The organism is Alistipes muris (genome assembly GCF_943193205.1).
GTDB lineage: Bacteria > Bacteroidota > Bacteroidia > Bacteroidales > Rikenellaceae > Alistipes > Alistipes muris.
The window spans coordinates 36,444-51,935 of record NZ_CALPDD010000004.1; the positions used below are offsets into that span (position 1 = coordinate 36,444).

General features: G+C 60.4%; 9 protein-coding genes. 2 read left to right on the forward strand and 7 right to left on the reverse strand.

Translation table 11 applies throughout. The features are described from left to right. Positions 1–82 precede the first annotated feature (82 nt). The gene (locus NFR47_RS03390) at positions 83–1,933 is read left to right on the forward strand and encodes a methylmalonyl-CoA mutase family protein (protein WP_251214176.1); all 1,851 of its coding nucleotides are present in this window, start codon (positions 83–85) and stop codon (positions 1,931–1,933) included. A gap of 2 nt (positions 1,934–1,935) precedes the next feature. Further along, positions 1,936–4,074: a methylmalonyl-CoA mutase gene (gene scpA, locus NFR47_RS03395; protein WP_251214177.1), complete on the forward strand. Its 2,139-nt coding sequence runs from the start codon at positions 1,936–1,938 to the stop codon at positions 4,072–4,074. 308 nt (positions 4,075–4,382) lie between these two features. Here scpA and NFR47_RS03400 read toward each other — a convergent pair whose 3' ends face one another. The 7 genes from NFR47_RS03400 to mfd all read right to left on the reverse strand — a co-directional run bounded on the left by NFR47_RS03400 (position 4,383) and on the right by mfd (position 15,368). Beyond that, complete coding sequence (locus NFR47_RS03400) at positions 4,383–6,416, reverse strand: peptidylprolyl isomerase (RefSeq protein WP_251214178.1); 2,034 nt, start codon at positions 6,414–6,416, stop codon at positions 4,383–4,385. A 75-nt stretch (positions 6,417–6,491) separates the two neighbouring features. Then, complete coding sequence (locus NFR47_RS03405; RefSeq protein WP_251214179.1) at positions 6,492–7,757, reverse strand: hemolysin family protein; 1,266 nt, start codon at positions 7,755–7,757, stop codon at positions 6,492–6,494. A gap of 10 nt (positions 7,758–7,767) precedes the next feature. Beyond that, positions 7,768–8,532 carry an LPS export ABC transporter periplasmic protein LptC gene (locus NFR47_RS03410; protein ID WP_251214180.1) on the reverse strand — a complete coding sequence of 255 codons (765 nt, stop codon included), beginning with the start codon at positions 8,530–8,532 and terminating at the stop codon, positions 7,768–7,770. 66 nt (positions 8,533–8,598) lie between these two features. Continuing rightward, on the reverse strand, positions 8,599–9,930 hold the full coding sequence (locus NFR47_RS03415) for a tetratricopeptide repeat protein (protein ID WP_251214181.1): 1,332 nt from the start codon (positions 9,928–9,930) through the stop codon (positions 8,599–8,601). Between the two features lie 26 nt (positions 9,931–9,956). Further along, positions 9,957–11,327, reverse strand: coding sequence for a BamG family beta-barrel-assembly machinery protein (gene bamG / locus NFR47_RS03420; RefSeq protein WP_338022840.1), 1,371 nt, complete (start codon positions 11,325–11,327; stop codon positions 9,957–9,959). After that, positions 11,302–12,042, reverse strand: coding sequence for a type III pantothenate kinase (locus NFR47_RS03425; RefSeq protein WP_251214182.1), 741 nt, complete (start codon positions 12,040–12,042; stop codon positions 11,302–11,304). Before NFR47_RS03425 ends, bamG begins: the two co-directional genes overlap by 26 nt. Next, positions 12,039–15,368, reverse strand: a complete 3,330-nt coding sequence (gene mfd / locus NFR47_RS03430) for a transcription-repair coupling factor (RefSeq protein ID WP_251214183.1) — start codon at positions 15,366–15,368, stop codon at positions 12,039–12,041. The genes NFR47_RS03425 and mfd overlap by 4 nt, the downstream gene beginning before the upstream one ends. Between the last annotated feature and the right edge of the window lie 124 nt (positions 15,369–15,492).

Consider the following 15,492-nt stretch of genomic DNA (forward strand, 5'->3'; position numbering starts at 1 on the left):
TTATTCCTTATTTATTATTCACCAATTATTTTATACCTTTACGTGCAATTTGAAAGCACATTCAACTAATCTCAAAATAGTTATGGCAAATACCAAACAAGAAAAGCTGTTCGCCGAATTCCCGGCCGTGCCGACCGCACAGTGGGAAGAGGCGATTACGGCCGACCTGAAAGGTGCTGACTACGAACGCAAACTGGTATGGCGCACGGGCGAAGGATTCAACGTGCGGCCCTACTACCGCGCCGAGAACCTCGAAGGTCTGCGCTTCCTGGGCTCGCAGGCGGGCGAGTTCCCCTACGTGCGCGGCACGCACGCCCACAACCGCTGGCGCGTACACCAGACGGTGACCGTCGCCGACGCTTCGACAGCCAACGCTGAAGCGTTGCAGCTCTTGGGTTCGGGCGTCGACTCGCTGGGCTTCCACATCGCCAAGGCCGACTTCTCGGCCGCCGAGCTCGACACGCTCCTGCGCGACATCCACCTGCCTGCCGTCGACCTCGTATTCTGCGGCGAGAAGATGGGGCGCTTCGCCGACCTGGTGCTGGCCAAACTCGAAAAGGAGGGCATAGCCAAGGAAGACGCCCGCATCATGTTCGTCATCGACCCGCTGGTCAAGAACCTTTCGTCCAAGGGCGACTTCTGCTCGCCCGACGGCAAGGAGTGCTTCGACCGTATCGCCGAACTGCTCCGCAAGACCAAGGAATACAAGCACATCCGCGTCATCAACGTTTCGGCGCAGATTTTCGGCAACTCGGGTTCGACCATCGTCGAGGAACTGGCGTTCGCCCTCTCGGCCGGTCATGACTACTTAGTACGGCTGACGGAAGCCGGGCTGACCGTCGACGAAGTAGCGCGCAAGATGCGCTTTTCGTTCAGCGTTTCGTCCAACTATTTCCTCGAAATCGCCAAACTGCGCGCCGCGCGCATGCTGTGGGCCAACATCGTCAAGGGCTACAACCCCGAGAAGAACTGCGCAGGCAAGATGCTGATCCACGCCGAGACCTCGCGCTGGAACCAGACCGTCTACGACCCCTATGTCAACATGCTGCGCGGCACGACGGAAGCCATGTCGGCCGCCATCGGCGGGGTGCACTCGCTGGAGGTGACGCCGTTCGACCGAGCGTTCGAGGCGCCGACCGAATTCGCCAAGCGCATTGCCCGCAACGTGGAACTGCTGCTCAAGCACGAATCGCACTTCGACCAGGTAGTCGACCCGGCGGGCGGCTCGTACTACATCGAGAACCTCACGCAGTCCATCGCCGACGAAGCGTGGAAGCTCTTCCTTGAAATCGAGGAGAAGGGCGGCTACACAGCGGCCTACAAAGCCGGCGTCATCGTCGAGAAAGTCAAGGCTTCGGCCGCCAACAAGGACAAGAACATCGCTACGCGCCGTCAGATTCTCTTAGGCGCCAACCAATTCCCCAACTTCACGGAAGTGGCGCCCGCCGAAATCACGGCCGACACGGTAACGCGTGCCGCCGCCGAAGGCAACGTACTGACCCCCTACCGAGGTGCGATGGCGTTCGAGGAGATGCGTCTGCATGTGGACCGCTCGGGCAAGCAGCCCAAGGCGTTCATGCTCACGTGCGGCAACCTGGCGATGGCCCGTGCCCGTGCGCAGTTCTCGTGCAACTTCTTCGCATGCGCCGGAATCCGCGTGCAGGACAACACGTTCTTCAAATCGCTCGAAGACGGCGTTGCCGCGGCCCTCGAATCGAAAGCCGAAATCGTGGTAGTCTGCGCCTCGGACGACGACTACGCCGAAGCAGCGCCGAAAATCAAGGAACTGCTTGGCGGCAAGGCCATCCTGGTGGTGGCCGGAGCTCCGGCCTGCGCACCCGAACTGGAAGCGCAGGGCATCACGAACTTCATCAACGTGAAGTCGAACGTGCTCGAAACACTGAAGTTCTACCTTAAAGAAATGGGAATCTGACTATGAGAGCTAAATTTTCGGAACTGAAATACGACGCGGCCGCACAGAAAAGCTGCTGCGCCACGAAGAAATGCGGCCAGACGGAACCGTGGCTGACCTCCGAACGCATCCCGGTCAAAGGCACCTACACGGCCGAGGACCTGGAGGGCATGGAACACCTGAACTACGCGGCGGGCATCGCCCCGTTCCTGCGCGGCCCCTACTCGACGATGTACGTGATGCGCCCGTGGACCATCCGCCAGTACGCCGGATTCTCGACGGCCGAAGAATCGAATGCCTTCTACCGCCGCAACCTGGCGGCCGGACAGAAAGGTCTGTCGGTGGCGTTCGACCTGGCGACGCACCGCGGCTATGATGCCGACCACCCGCGCGTGGTGGGCGACGTAGGCAAAGCGGGCGTGTCGATCTGCTCGGTAGAAGACATGAAGGTGCTGTTCAACGGCATTCCGCTGGACCGCATGTCGGTGTCGATGACGATGAACGGCGCCGTGCTTCCGGTGCTGGCGTTCTACATCGTGACGGGTCTGGAACAGGGCTGCACGCTCGACCAGCTGTCGGGAACGATTCAGAACGACATTCTGAAAGAATTCATGGTGCGCAACACCTATATCTATCCGCCCGAATTCTCGATGCGCATCATTGCCGACATCTTCGAGTACACCTCGAAGCACATGCCCAAGTTCAACTCCATCTCGATTTCGGGCTACCACATGCAGGAAGCCGGAGCGACGGCCGACATCGAACTGGCCTACACGCTGGCCGACGGTCTGGAATACCTGCGCGCGGGCGTCAACGCCGGCATGTCGATCGACGCGTTCGCACCGCGCCTGTCGTTCTTCTGGGCCATCGGCATGAACCACTTCATGGAAATCGCCAAGATGCGCGCGGCCCGCATGCTGTGGGCCAAAATCGTGAAGCAATTCGACCCGAAGAACCCCAAGTCGCTGGCGCTGCGCACCCACTCGCAGACCTCGGGCTGGTCGCTGACGGAACAAGACCCGTTCAACAACGTAGCCCGCACGGCCATCGAAGCGATGGGCGCCGCGCTGGGCCACACCCAGTCGCTGCACACCAACGCACTGGACGAAGCCATCGCCCTGCCGACGGACTTCTCGGCCCGAATCGCGCGCAACACGCAAATCTACATCCAGGAGGAGACCTCGGTATGCCGTGAGGTGGACCCGTGGGCAGGCTCCTACTATGTGGAGACGCTGACCAACGAAATCGCCCGCAAGGCGTGGGAACACATCGAGGAAATCGAGAAACTGGGCGGCATGGCCAAGGCCATCGAGACGGGCATCCCGAAGATGCGCATCGAAGAATCGTCGGCCCGCACCCAGGCCCGCATCGACTCGGGCGAACAGAAGATCATCGGTGTGAACGAATACCGCCTGGCCAAGGAAGCGCCGATAGACATTCTTGCGGTGGACAACACGGCGGTACGCGAAAGCCAGGTGAAACGCCTGCAGGAACTGCGTGCGAACCGCGACGAAGCGGCCGTGAAGAAAGCGCTGGCCGCCATCACGGAATGCGTGAAGACCAAGCAGGGCAACCTGCTGGAACTGGCCGTAGAAGCGGCCAAGGTCCGCGCGACGCTGGGCGAAATATCGGACGCCTGCGAAGAAGTCGTAGGCCGCTACAAAGCAGTAATCCGCTCCATATCGGGAGTTTACAGTTCGGAAGTGAAAAAAGACCAGTCGTTCGAGCGCGCGAAGGAACTGTGCGCCGAATTTGCCAAGAAAGAAGGCCGTCAACCCCGTGTGATGATAGCCAAGTTGGGCCAGGACGGCCATGACCGCGGAGCGAAAGTGGTAGCGACGGGCTATGCCGACATCGGATTCGACGTGGACATGGGCCCGCTGTTCCAGACGCCGGAAGAAGCGGCGCGCCAAGCCGTCGAAAACGACGTCCATGTAGTGGGCGTATCGTCGCTGGCCGCCGGACACCTGACGCTGGTACCGCAAATCATTGCGGAACTGAAGAAACTGGGCCGCGAAGACATCATTGTAATCGTGGGCGGAGTAATCCCGGCGCAAGACTACGATGAACTCTACCGCGACGGAGCGGCGGCCATCTTCGGCCCCGGCACTCCGATTGCGACGGCCGCCATCAAGATACTTGAAATCTTGCTGGAAGAATAAACGCGACCGAATCCAAACGCAGCGAGGGCCTTTCCCGAAAATCGGGAAAGGCCCTTACTGATTGCATACGAACACACCCGCTGCACTCGCTCGCAAGGACGAGAGAAAAGAAGATTCTTCGCTAACGCTCAGAATGACAAAACAATGAATAATGTATAGTTAATCATGAATAATTAACCTATGCTGCAAAATATTGTCGCGAACTGATTATCCACTATTCCTTATTAACTCGGCAAATCGGGGAAGGGAGGAAAGAAAAGAGCCGGGAAGAACCCGGCTCTTTTTTATAACCTATGACGAAAACGCGACTAAAAATACTTGCCGCGCAAATCCTTGATGTCGGCGAGCTGCTGGACGGCGGGGAAGACCAACTGAGCCACCCGGCTCTCGGCCAAAGCCTGAGCGCGGACCTTCTCGCCGTCGGCAGACTGGGCGTCGCCATGCTCGATATTATCGACCTGGAAGACGTAAAGGCCGCTGAAACCCTTGACGGGCTCGGAGATGGCCCCGGTCTCGGTGGCGGAAGCGATGGCCCCGATGAGCCGAGGCTCGGTACCTGCGCCGTCGAAGTAATAAACATTGTAAACGACGTTGCTGAAATCCTGCACCTGCGCACCGAGACTGGCGGCCTGCTCGTCGAGCGAAGCGCCCGAAAGCTCCTTACGGATGGCGTCGAACTTCTTGTCGCGGAGCAACTGCGCGCGAATCTGCGGAGCCACCTCCTTGACGGGCATATACTCGTCGTTGTCGATGTCGGTCAGAAGCGCCACGACATAATCCTTGCCGACCTTGAAAATCTCGGACAAATCGCCCTCGTCAGCGTCGTAAGCCCAACGTGCGACGTCACGCGAATCCTCCAACCCCCGGACGGTACGCTCGCCCTGCGTGAGGGTAGCGACGCGCGGAGTGAGCGCGGCGGCGGAAGCGGCCTCGCTGAAAGCCTCGGCGGAACCTTTGGCGTTGACGGTGAACGAAAGGGCTTGGTTATGGGCATCGCGCACGGTAGCGGCCGAAGCCTCGACGGGATAGACGATGGAAGCGACCTGCACGTGCTTGACGGGACGCCCGGCACGGTAAACCTGCAACAACTGGATGGCGTCGCCGGAAGCGACCTTGACGACGTCGCCCGTCTTGACACCGGAGAGCGCAGAAGCGAACTCACCCGTGAACGACGAGAAAGGCAGAACCCCGACCTCGCCGCCGTTGGCCGCGGTCTGATCGTAAACGGAATAACGGGCCGCGAGCTCGGCGAAGTTACCGCCGCGGCGGATGACGGTCAAAAGGCTGTCGGCCAACTCCTCCTCGGAATACGGAAGGACGATGTGACGGATACCGAGCGAATCGGGCACGACCTTGGAATCGAGCACGCGTGCCATGGTCCACTCGTTGTTCTTGAGGACAGGCCCGTAAGTTTTGCCAGCCAAAAGCGCGGCAGCCTCCTCGTCGGTGAGCTGAGCGGCCGAAACGTAATTCTCGGCGATATGGCCGTTGCGGTTGGCCCGCACGAAAGACTTCAGCTCGGAAGTCCCGGCGAACTGCGCCCCGACCTCCTGCACGGTCTGCTCCAAAGCGAGCAAGTCGTCGTCGGTAGGCTCGACCTCGAAGACGACGTACGAGAACGTACGCGACGGCAACTGCCTGAATGCGTTCTTATGCTTCTTATAATAAGCCTTGATGTCGCTGTTGGAAATATGGATGAGCGAATCGGGGACCGACGCATACTGCTTGCCGAACCACCTGCCGGAGAACTTGTCGTTGGCAGCCTTGACGCCGCTGGCGACCTCGAGCGAATTAGCGAAGGCACCGCCGCGCACCAAAGCGGCGAACTTGCGGGTAGCACGCTCGAGACGTGCCTGCTCGTTGAGCTGCTTCCAAGTAAGCATGGCCTGCGGATTGGCCTCGGCGTCGGCGAGGAAACGGCTGACGACGGCAACGTTATAAACCCCAGTACGAGGGTCGGCGAAAGCCTGGTAGAAGACGGGCGAATACTCCTTGCCGGCGATCATGGCCTGCCGCTCCTGCTCGGAAACCCACAGACCGGCCTTCTCGAAACCGGGCGCGAGGACCCGCCGGGCGACGAGGGTCTGCCAGGCGGTATTGGCGAGCAAAGCGGACTGCTGCTCGTCGCTCTCCTGGGCGCCGGACTGCTCGCGGACCTGCTCGTAGATGTCGTAATACTCGGAATAGGCGACCTTCGAGCCGTCGATTTCACCGACCTTGGGGTCGTTGCCCGAAAAACCCATGTCGTCCCTCAACGAGAGAATGAAAGCCAAGAGGGCGAGGGCGATGATGACCGAAAGCACGACGCCGAACTTGGTGCGTAAAGTATTCAAACTTGCCATATTGGAATGTAAATTATTGTTGTTTGCGGAAATAAACGAACAAATATAGGAAAATTAATCGGAAAAACCGCCGTATCAGGCCAATTTTTTCACCCGGGCCAACTCGATGCGCGAACGGGTGGTACGGAGCATCCGCAGCTGGAGATCGCCGACGAGGAGCGTTTCGCCCGCGGTGGGGATACCCTCGTAATGACAGATGATGAACCCGGCGAGCGTATCGTACTCCTTGCTCTCCTCGATACCGAGACCGTACTTCTCGTTGAGATACTTGACCTCGAGCCTGCAAGAGAAGACGAACTCGTCGGGAGCGACCTGCTTCTCGGTCAGATCGGGCACGTCGTGCTCGTCCTCGATCTCGCCGAAAATCTGCTCCAGCACGTCCTCCAAAGAAATGATACCGGCAGTCCCGCCGAACTCGTCGATGACGACGGCGACGTTGGAGCGGTGCTTGATGAAATTCTGGAGGACGAGCTGCAAAGGCATGGTCTCGGGAACGAAGCTGACCTCCATGATGACCTCGCCGATGGTGGCGGGCCGGGTGAAGAGACTTTTGGAATTGACGTAACCGATGATGTTGTCGATGTTGCCGCGCCAAACGAAAATCCGCGAGTACATGGTATCGGCGAAACGGGCGGTGAGCTGTTCGACAGAGGTGGAATCGGCGTCGACGGCCTCGATGTCGACGCGGGGAACCATGCAGTCGCGCACGCGCAGGTCGGCGAAATCGAGGGCGTTCTGAAAGAGCTTGAGCTCGTTGTCGGGCTCGGGCCCGGGGTCGGAACCGTTGGAATCGAGCAAGGCGGCCAAATCGTCGCGGCTGAAAGTGGGCTGCGCGCTCTGCCGGACGACGGGCCGCCCGAACAGACGGAGAATACCGTGGGAAACGAGCGTAGTGAGCCGTGCGATGGGAAAGAGCAGGAGGTAGAAAAAGAAGATGACGGGAGCGAGGGCCCGGTAATAGAAATTGGGGTTGTTGCGGAAGACGGACTTGGGCAGGAACTCGGCGACGAAGATGATGATGAGCGTGGAAACGCCCGTCTCGATAGCGACCGACCCCTGGCTGGCGATACTCTCCCACCCCAACGCGAAGAACAATGTCCGCAGGAGAACGGACATGTAGAGCGAATAGATGACCAACGCGATGTTGTTGCCGACGAGAATGGTGGTGATGTACTGCCCGGGATGGCGGGCGAAAATCTCGGCGATGCGGTCGAACATGCGGCTCTGCTTGCGGTCGATCTCCAACTTGAGCCGGTTCTTGCTGGTGAAGGCGATCTCCATGCCCGAGAAAAAGGCGGAGAGCAGGAGCATCGAGAGAATCAGAATGACGGAAGTGAGCATAACGGAAAAATTAACGGTCGCGGAACTCGGAACTACGGGTGTCGGGCTCGGCGGCGACGGGCCGTGCATGCCGCCGCAAAGAAACGCTTTCGGAGGGCGCGACCTCGACGGGCTGCCGGAAATCGGACCCTTTCTTGTCTGGGCTGACGGCGGGCGCTTTTTGAACGGATGCTTTTTCGACAGACACTTTTGGGGCGGGCTTTTTCTCGGCGGAAGCAACGGGCTTGGCAGCGGAATCGGCCTGCGAACCGGGCACGACATCGACCTCCATGCGCCCTTTCATACGCCGGAACCGCCAATCCCTGAACTCCTCGTCGGACTCGAAACCCTCGCCGATGAAGACGTCCGTACCGCCGGACTGGACGATTTTGGAATCGACGTTGGAATAAATCCGCTTGGTCCGCTCGTTCCAGAACAACTGCTGGGTGAAGAGCTTCTTGCCGTCGGACTTCTCGACGACGACATCGCCCTTGGCCTCCCACAACCGCCGCTTCTCGTAATAAATGGCGTAATTGGCGGTAAGAACGGCGTCGACCGTCGACAGCGAATCGTCCTTATAAGTAGTGATGCTGACCCCCTTGCGGAACTCGCGGTAAGGCTCGGCGGCCTGCGAATAACCCTCCATGAGGGGCGTGACGAAATGATAGGAACGCCGCCCGTTCTGCGAATTGACGATGGAAAGGTTCTCGCTGTACTCGGTCATGCGGAGCTCCTCGGCCGGAGCGGCGGCGGGAACCCCGCGCTCGCACGAAAACAGCAAGATAGCACTTCCCACGAGGGAAAGTGCTACCGAGAAGTATCGGGTCATGCGCAGGGGCATAGCCGGAATTGCAGGAAACGTTTAACGGAAACGGACCGTAGTGGCCAAGCCTGCCGCCGTACCGCACGAAACGGTGTAACGCGAACCCTCCGTGGCCTCGTTGAAGAAACACTCCTCGGAAGTCGGGAAACGGTTGCGGAACAAAGAGAGCGAAGTACGCGCGTGGTCGAGGTACTCGGAATCGGAAGGCAGCAGCTCGATGGCGCGGGCCATGGTATCGTAAGCAACCCAAAAAGCGGCCTGCCCGGCGAACCCGCCGCACTGCCCGGCCGAAACGCCGTAGCACTGAGCCAGAACGAAGTAAGGCACGCCGTCCTCGGGGTTGAGGTCGCGGGCCGAACGGGCGGCCGCGGCGGCGCCGGGGATGTGGTTGGCGGCGAGCTCGACCAAGGCGATGCGCACGTAGAGCTTCTGCTGCTCGGCGGGGTCGGTCTCGACCTCCAACGCCTCGTTGAGATACTTGGAAGCCTTGGCGTAATCACCCTTGTTCTGGAAAGCCTGCGCGAGGAACATGGCGGTCTCGGACGACGGCTTCACCTCGTAATATTTCTCGGCGATGGCGAAGTAGAACTCGCTGTCGCACTTGGCGCGCGACATGAGCGCGACGGCCTGCGCGAGCACGGCCTCGTCCTCGGGAGCCGTCTCCAACTTAGCACGGAAGAGCTTTTCGAGGTTCTCGCAGCTGGCGGCGTTGCTCATGCCGAACGCCATGTCGAACTGCGACCGGAACTCGGCGGCATCGGCGCCGAAGAAAGGAGTGAGACGCTCGTACTCGGAGATGACCTCGTCGGGCATGATCTCGTCGGTATCCTTGTAATCGGCGCAAAGGTTGCTGAAGTAAGCGACCAACGTAGAAGGATCGGTGGCGGCACCGCCCGCCTCGATGGCATCGCGGAACGCGCGGCGGATACCGGCGCGGTCGTTGGGCCTGTAAGTCAGATACTCGCGGGCCTTGCGGTCGAGGATATAAGCCCTGCCGCGGGTAGGATGCCCGCCGAAGTACTGGACGCGCAGATCGTAGGTCCACAACAAAGAATCGACAAGGGCCTCTTTCTCGGCCAGGCTTTTGGCGCGGTTGATCTTGTTCTTATAGAGCAGGGCACCGCGGACGTAGGTATTCTCCGAAGCGGAGGGAGCGTTCTGGACCAACTCCATAAAATGCTGGGCGGCAGCGTTGTAATCCTTGTTGTCGCAAGCCTCCTTGAGGAAGTTGCTGCTGAGGATGTTCTTCTGACGCTCCTCGACCGTATCGCCCCACTTGGCGTACTGCGGCCCGCTGAAATCCTGCTGGGCCCGGACTGCGCCGCAGAAGAGCAAAGCGGCGGCAATGAACAGAAACTGAACCTTTTTCATGATACCTAATTATTTGATATTTTAAGCTAATCGTACTTGGGCCGGACGAACCAATACTCGCCGTTCTCGCTACCGGCGAAGAGCGAGAAGCCGACGGCGAACTTGAAATAACGCTGCCGGATGAGCCCTGTCTGCCTGGAGACGTTGAACCCGCGGGAACCGTACTCGACGCCGACGTCGATGGCGGAAGTGCCGAAGAACCGCACGGGAATGCCGAACCCGAGGGTGACGGCATACTGGTCGAGCCCGTGGCCGCCGAAAGTCTGGTTGTAATTGCCGTAACGAAGCCCGGCGCGATAGGACCAGCGCTTGAAGAAATTGCGCGCGTCGTACCGGCTGGGAGTGAACTCGACGCCGAACTTGACGGTATGGGTATCGGTGTAGGCGATGTCGAAACTGCCGCTGTTGGCCACGGCCGTGCGGGCGATGCCCTTGTTGCGGCCGCCCCAATTCTGGTAGACGTAATCGAGCCCGACGGCCCACCGGGAAGTCTGGTAATAAGCCCCGACGGCCAACTGCCTTGGCAGGACGAGCTTGAGGTTGGTGGTATCGCCCTTGACGGGAGTGCTGCTGCTGTCGGAAGTATAGATGCGCTCCTCGCTGCGGGGCCGCAAATCACCGCCGAAATCGAACGTAGCACCGAACGTGAGGGCGCGGCGCGGCGAGAAGATGGCGTTCCACTGAAGACCGACCTGCCCCTTGAACTGCGAAATGCTGTAACTGCCCGTACCGACGATGGAATTGAAATTGCCGTCGCCGACTACGGCGGCGGGAACGGCGACGTAGGTACGGTCGATTCTGCCCCAATAATACTGAGCGGCGATGCCGACGGAAAAATTCTTGAACGGCTCCCAGCCGACCCCCAATTTGACCTCGGAGAGGTCGCCCTCGCCCTGGTAAGTATACTGCATGGGCCCGATATTGCCCCACACGGGGTCGTTGGGCCTATACTCGCGGTAATATTGGGTTCTGTAACCGACGGAACTGTAAGGCGCGAGGCTGAAACCCAACCCGACCTTCTTGGCGATGGGAATCTGGAACGCGATGTCGTGGAAATTGAACGTATTGTACGCGGACTTCTTGGAAGTGTTGTCGACGGACTGCGAATTGTAATAATTCTGCCCCTCGATACCGAAACTGAAGAGGAACGTCTTCCGGGGAGCGGCGCTGAAAGCGGCGGGATTGAGCATGTTGGCCACGCCGGGATTGCGCACGGCGACCCCCACGCCGCCCATCGAACGCATCGAAAGCGTCCCGGGCGTCGAGAGCTCGCCGATACCGTACATGGTATAGGGCGAAAAGGCGTTGATACTGCTGGTCTGGGCCGCGGCACCCGCCGCGAGACACGACAGCACCGCCGCGCCGAACAGGCTACGGAAGGTCTTCTTCACTTGCATTGAACTCTAAAATTCGGTCCAGTCCGCAAAAGACCGGATTACGATCTGCAAATATCGCATTTTTAATTCGCTTCGTCAAATATTTTGCGTCGCCGCCGGTAAAAATTACGCACAAACCGTCGATTTGCCGCCGAAGCCGCCCGATGTAACCCTCGATCTCGAAGACGAGCGAATTCAGGACACCGGCGCCGATGGCCCCGGAAGTGGAACGCCCGAACAACCCGTCGGAATCGGGAACGTCGCACAACGGCAACGCAGCGGTGAACTCGTGCAAGGCGCGGAACCGCATACGCAAGCCGGGCGAAATGGACCCGCCGCGGAAAGTACCGTCGGCCGTGACGAGGTCGATGGTGACAGCCGTGCCGCAATCGACGACCAGGACGTCGCGCCCGGGCCAAAGAACCGTGACCCCGACCGCGGCGGCGAGCCTGTCGCGCCCCAACGTATGGGGCGTGAGGTAATCGCTGGCGATGGGAACAAGCGTCTGCGGAGTGAACTCCAAGCAAGGAATCCCCTGAGCCCGAACGGCGGCGGCGACATCGGCGGCATCGCCCCGGGTAGAGGAGACGATGGCCCTGCGAACAGGAAAAGCCGCGGTCAGCTCCCCGAGAACAGCCGCCGAAAACCGTTCGGCGACCCGTTCGGCAACGCACCTGCCACTCTCCATAACGGCCAACTTGACCCGGGAATTACCAATATCGATTACGAGATTCACAATTCACGCAAGGTTTTGTAAGCGGCCTCCACATCCTTGATATTCCTAACGGTCATGGCCAGACGATTATTGTGCTGTTTGAGCACGAAACGCTCGGGATGCTGCGTGACGCGCTTCAAGAGCTCCATGAAAGTATCGCTCTTGTAATAAGGCGAATCCTCCTCGCCGACGAAATGGACGATCATCAAACCGTTCTTGACCTTGACGCGCTCCATACCCAGGCGGATGGCCTCCCACCGCAGACGCACGACGTCGAGCAACTCCTGAGCGGGCCGCGGCAAAGGCCCGAAACGGTCGGCGAGCCGGGCGGCGAAAGCCTGCAAGGCCTCCTCGTCCTTGGCCGAATCGAGCTCGCGGTAGAGCTTGAGCCGCTCGGCCTGCTGCGAGACGTAGGAATCGGGCAAGGCGGCTTCGAGCTCGACGTCGATGTGGGCGTCGTCGATGAACCGCATCCCGTCGACGACCTGCTGCTCGCCCGCCGAGAGCCCGGCGACCTGCAACCCTTCGGCCCGCAGCTCGGCGATGGCCTCGTTCATGATTTTCTGGTAAGTCTCGAACCCGATGTCGGCGATGAACCCGCTCTGCTCGGCCCCCAGGAGGTTGCCGGCGCCGCGGATGTCGAGGTCCTGCATGGCGATGTTGAACCCGGACCCGAGGTCGGAAAACTCCTCGATAGCCCTCAGACGCCGCCGGGCATCGGACGACAGCAACTCGTCGGGCGGCGAAAGGAGGTAGCAATAAGCCTTGCGGTCGGAACGCCCGACGCGGCCGCGCAACTGGTGCAAATCGCTGAGCCCGAAGCACTCGGCGTGGTCGATGAGGATGGTGTTGGCGTTAGGGATGTCAATGCCGTTCTCGACGATGGTCGTAGAGAGCAGGACGTCGAACTCGCCGTAGATGAAATCCATGATGAGCTTTTCCAACTGCTCGGCGGGCATCTTGCCGTGGCCGACACCGACCCGGGCCTTGGGACAAACCCGGGCTATCATCCCCTGGACGGCGGGCAAATCCTCGACGCGGTTGTGGACGAAATAGACCTGCCCGCCACGCGCGAGCTCGGCCTCGACAGCGTCGCGGACAATCTCCTCGGAGAAAGCGTGCGACTCGGTGACGATGGGCTGGCGGTTGGGCGGGGGCGTGGAGATGACGGAGAGGTCGCGCGACCCCATGAGCGCAAACTGAAGCGTACGCGGGATGGGGGTGGCGGTCAGAGTGAGCGTATCGACAGAAACGCTCAACTGGGTGAGCTTCTCCTTGGCGGCGACGCCGAACTTCTGCTCCTCGTCGATGATGAGCAGCCCGAGGTCGCGGAAGACGATCTGCTTGCCGAGCATCTTATGGGTGCCGATGAGGATGTCGATGCGCCCGGCGGCCAAATCGTCGCGAATCTGTGCGACCTCGCGCGCGGACTTGGTGCGGTTGAGGTACTCGATGCGGACGGGGAACTCGCGCAGACGCTCGGAAAACGACCGGAAATGCTGCAAGGCGAGGATGGTAGTAGGCACGAGGACCGCGACCTGCTTCCCGTCGGTCGCGGCCTTGAACGCGGCGCGGATGGCGACCTCGGTCTTGCCGAACCCGACGTCGCCGCACACGAGCCTGTCCATGGGCTGGTCGGACTCCATATCCTTCTTGACGGCGGCGATGGCGGCCTGCTGGTCGGGCGTATCCTCCCACCGGAACGACGCTTCGAGCTCGTGCTGAAGGTAACTGTCGGCCGAGAAAGCGAAGCCCTTGGAAGCCTTGCGCTTGGCGTAAAGGGCGATGAGCTCGCGCGAAATATCCTTGACGGCCTTTTTAGCAGCGCTCTTGAGCTTCTGCCAAGCCCCGCTGCCGAGCTTGTAGACCTTGGGAGGCTCGCCGTCGCCGGCCTTGTAACGCGAAATACGGTGGAGCGAATGGACGTTGACGAACAACACGTCGCCGTCCTTATAGACGAGCTTGATGGCCTCGTGCTGCTTCCCGTTCTCGTTGATACGGACCAACCCGTCGAACCGCCCGACGCCGTGGTCGATGTGGACGACGTAATCGCCGGGCCGCAACTGGTTGAGCTCGGCGACGGTCATCTGCTCGTCGCGCTTGATTTCGCCGTTGATACGGTAACGCTGGTAACGGTCGAAAATCTGGTGGTCGCTATAAAGGCACAGCCTGAGCTCGCTGTCGACGAACCCTTCGTGGAGCGTGACGCCCAAAGCCCGGACAACGGCCTGCCCGCGCCCGATCTGGTGGAAGATATTGACGAGCCGCTCGACCTGCACCTTGTTCTCGGAGAGGATGTAAGTCTCGAAACCCCGCAAGGCGTTGCGAATCATATCGTCGGCGAGCATCTCGAAATTCTTGTTGAACTTGGGCTGCGGAGCGGTGGCGAAACGCACCTCGACGGAAGCGGGCCGCTCGGGGAGGCTGTTGCGGAGCATGAAGAGCCTGCTCTGGGCGAGGTCGGCGAGCAACCCGCTGCGGCTGGTCATGAGCGTGTCGATACGCTCGGGCTGCTCCAAATCGGCGAGGGTTCGGCGCCGGACGTCGTTGACCTTGCGCAAGACGAAATCGGGGTCGTAGAACCAAAAAGCAGCGTCGCGGCCGACGAAAGCAGCCAACGAAACGCGCGCGGCATCGGCGGCGGCGTTCAAATCGGGGATGACGGCGATTTCGGAGAGCTTCTCGGACGAAAGCTGGCTCGAAATCTCGAAACGCCGGATGGAATCGACCTCGTCGCCGAAGAAATCGACGCGGTAGGGCTTGCTCTCGGAAAAGGAAAAGACGTCGACGATACCGCCGCGAACGGAATACTGCCCGGGCTCGTAGACGAAGTCGACGCGCGAGAAAGCGGCGTCGATGAGCGCCTGCTCGAAACTGCCGATGGACAGCCTGTCGCCGACACGGACCTGGATCAACCCCTGCTGCAACGCCTGTGCGTCGGCGACCCGCTCGGCCAAAGCCTCGGGATAAGTACAGAGGACGCGGTAACCTGAACCGTCGAAATTCCGGAGGGCGTTCAACGCCGCGGTACGCTGGACAACGCCCTGCGCATCCTCGGCGCCATAAGCGGCGGACCGCTTCCAAGCAGAGGGGAAGAAGAAGACGTGCTTCTCGTCGAGCAACGCGTAGAAATCATTGAGGAGGTAAGCAGCGGCATCGCGGTCCTCGGCGACGAAGACATGCACGCCCCCGACCTTGGAGACGGCGGCGGCGGCGTAGAACGACAGAGCCCCGCCGACCAACTCCCCGAGGTGGACCGTGGCGCCGCACTCCCTGTATGCCCGGCACAACTGCCCGAAAGCCTTCGACCCGGCGGCGAACCGCCCCAACTGTTCGCGAGGAGACACTGCTGGAAATTAAAAATTAAGAATTGAGAATTAAAAATCGGCATCTGCTCCCACGAGACCGGCCGGCATGAAATATCGGGCAAGAACGACGGAAAAATCGGGAACCGGGAAAATGCTCCGCGAT

Excerpts from the sequence above, each read along its gene's own strand:
- NFR47_RS03390 (WP_251214176.1), top strand. The coding sequence starts at position 83 with ATGGCAAATACCAAACAAGAAAAGCTGTTCGCCGAATTCCCGGCCGTG.
- scpA (WP_251214177.1), top strand. The coding sequence starts at position 1,936 with ATGAGAGCTAAATTTTCGGAACTGAAATACGACGCGGCCGCACAGAAA.
- NFR47_RS03400 (WP_251214178.1), bottom strand. The coding sequence starts at position 6,416 with ATGGCAAGTTTGAATACTTTACGCACCAAGTTCGGCGTCGTGCTTTCG.
- NFR47_RS03405 (WP_251214179.1), bottom strand. The coding sequence starts at position 7,757 with ATGCTCACTTCCGTCATTCTGATTCTCTCGATGCTCCTGCTCTCCGCC.
- NFR47_RS03415 (WP_251214181.1), bottom strand. The coding sequence starts at position 9,930 with ATGAAAAAGGTTCAGTTTCTGTTCATTGCCGCCGCTTTGCTCTTCTGC.
- bamG (WP_338022840.1), bottom strand. The coding sequence starts at position 11,327 with ATGCAAGTGAAGAAGACCTTCCGTAGCCTGTTCGGCGCGGCGGTGCTG.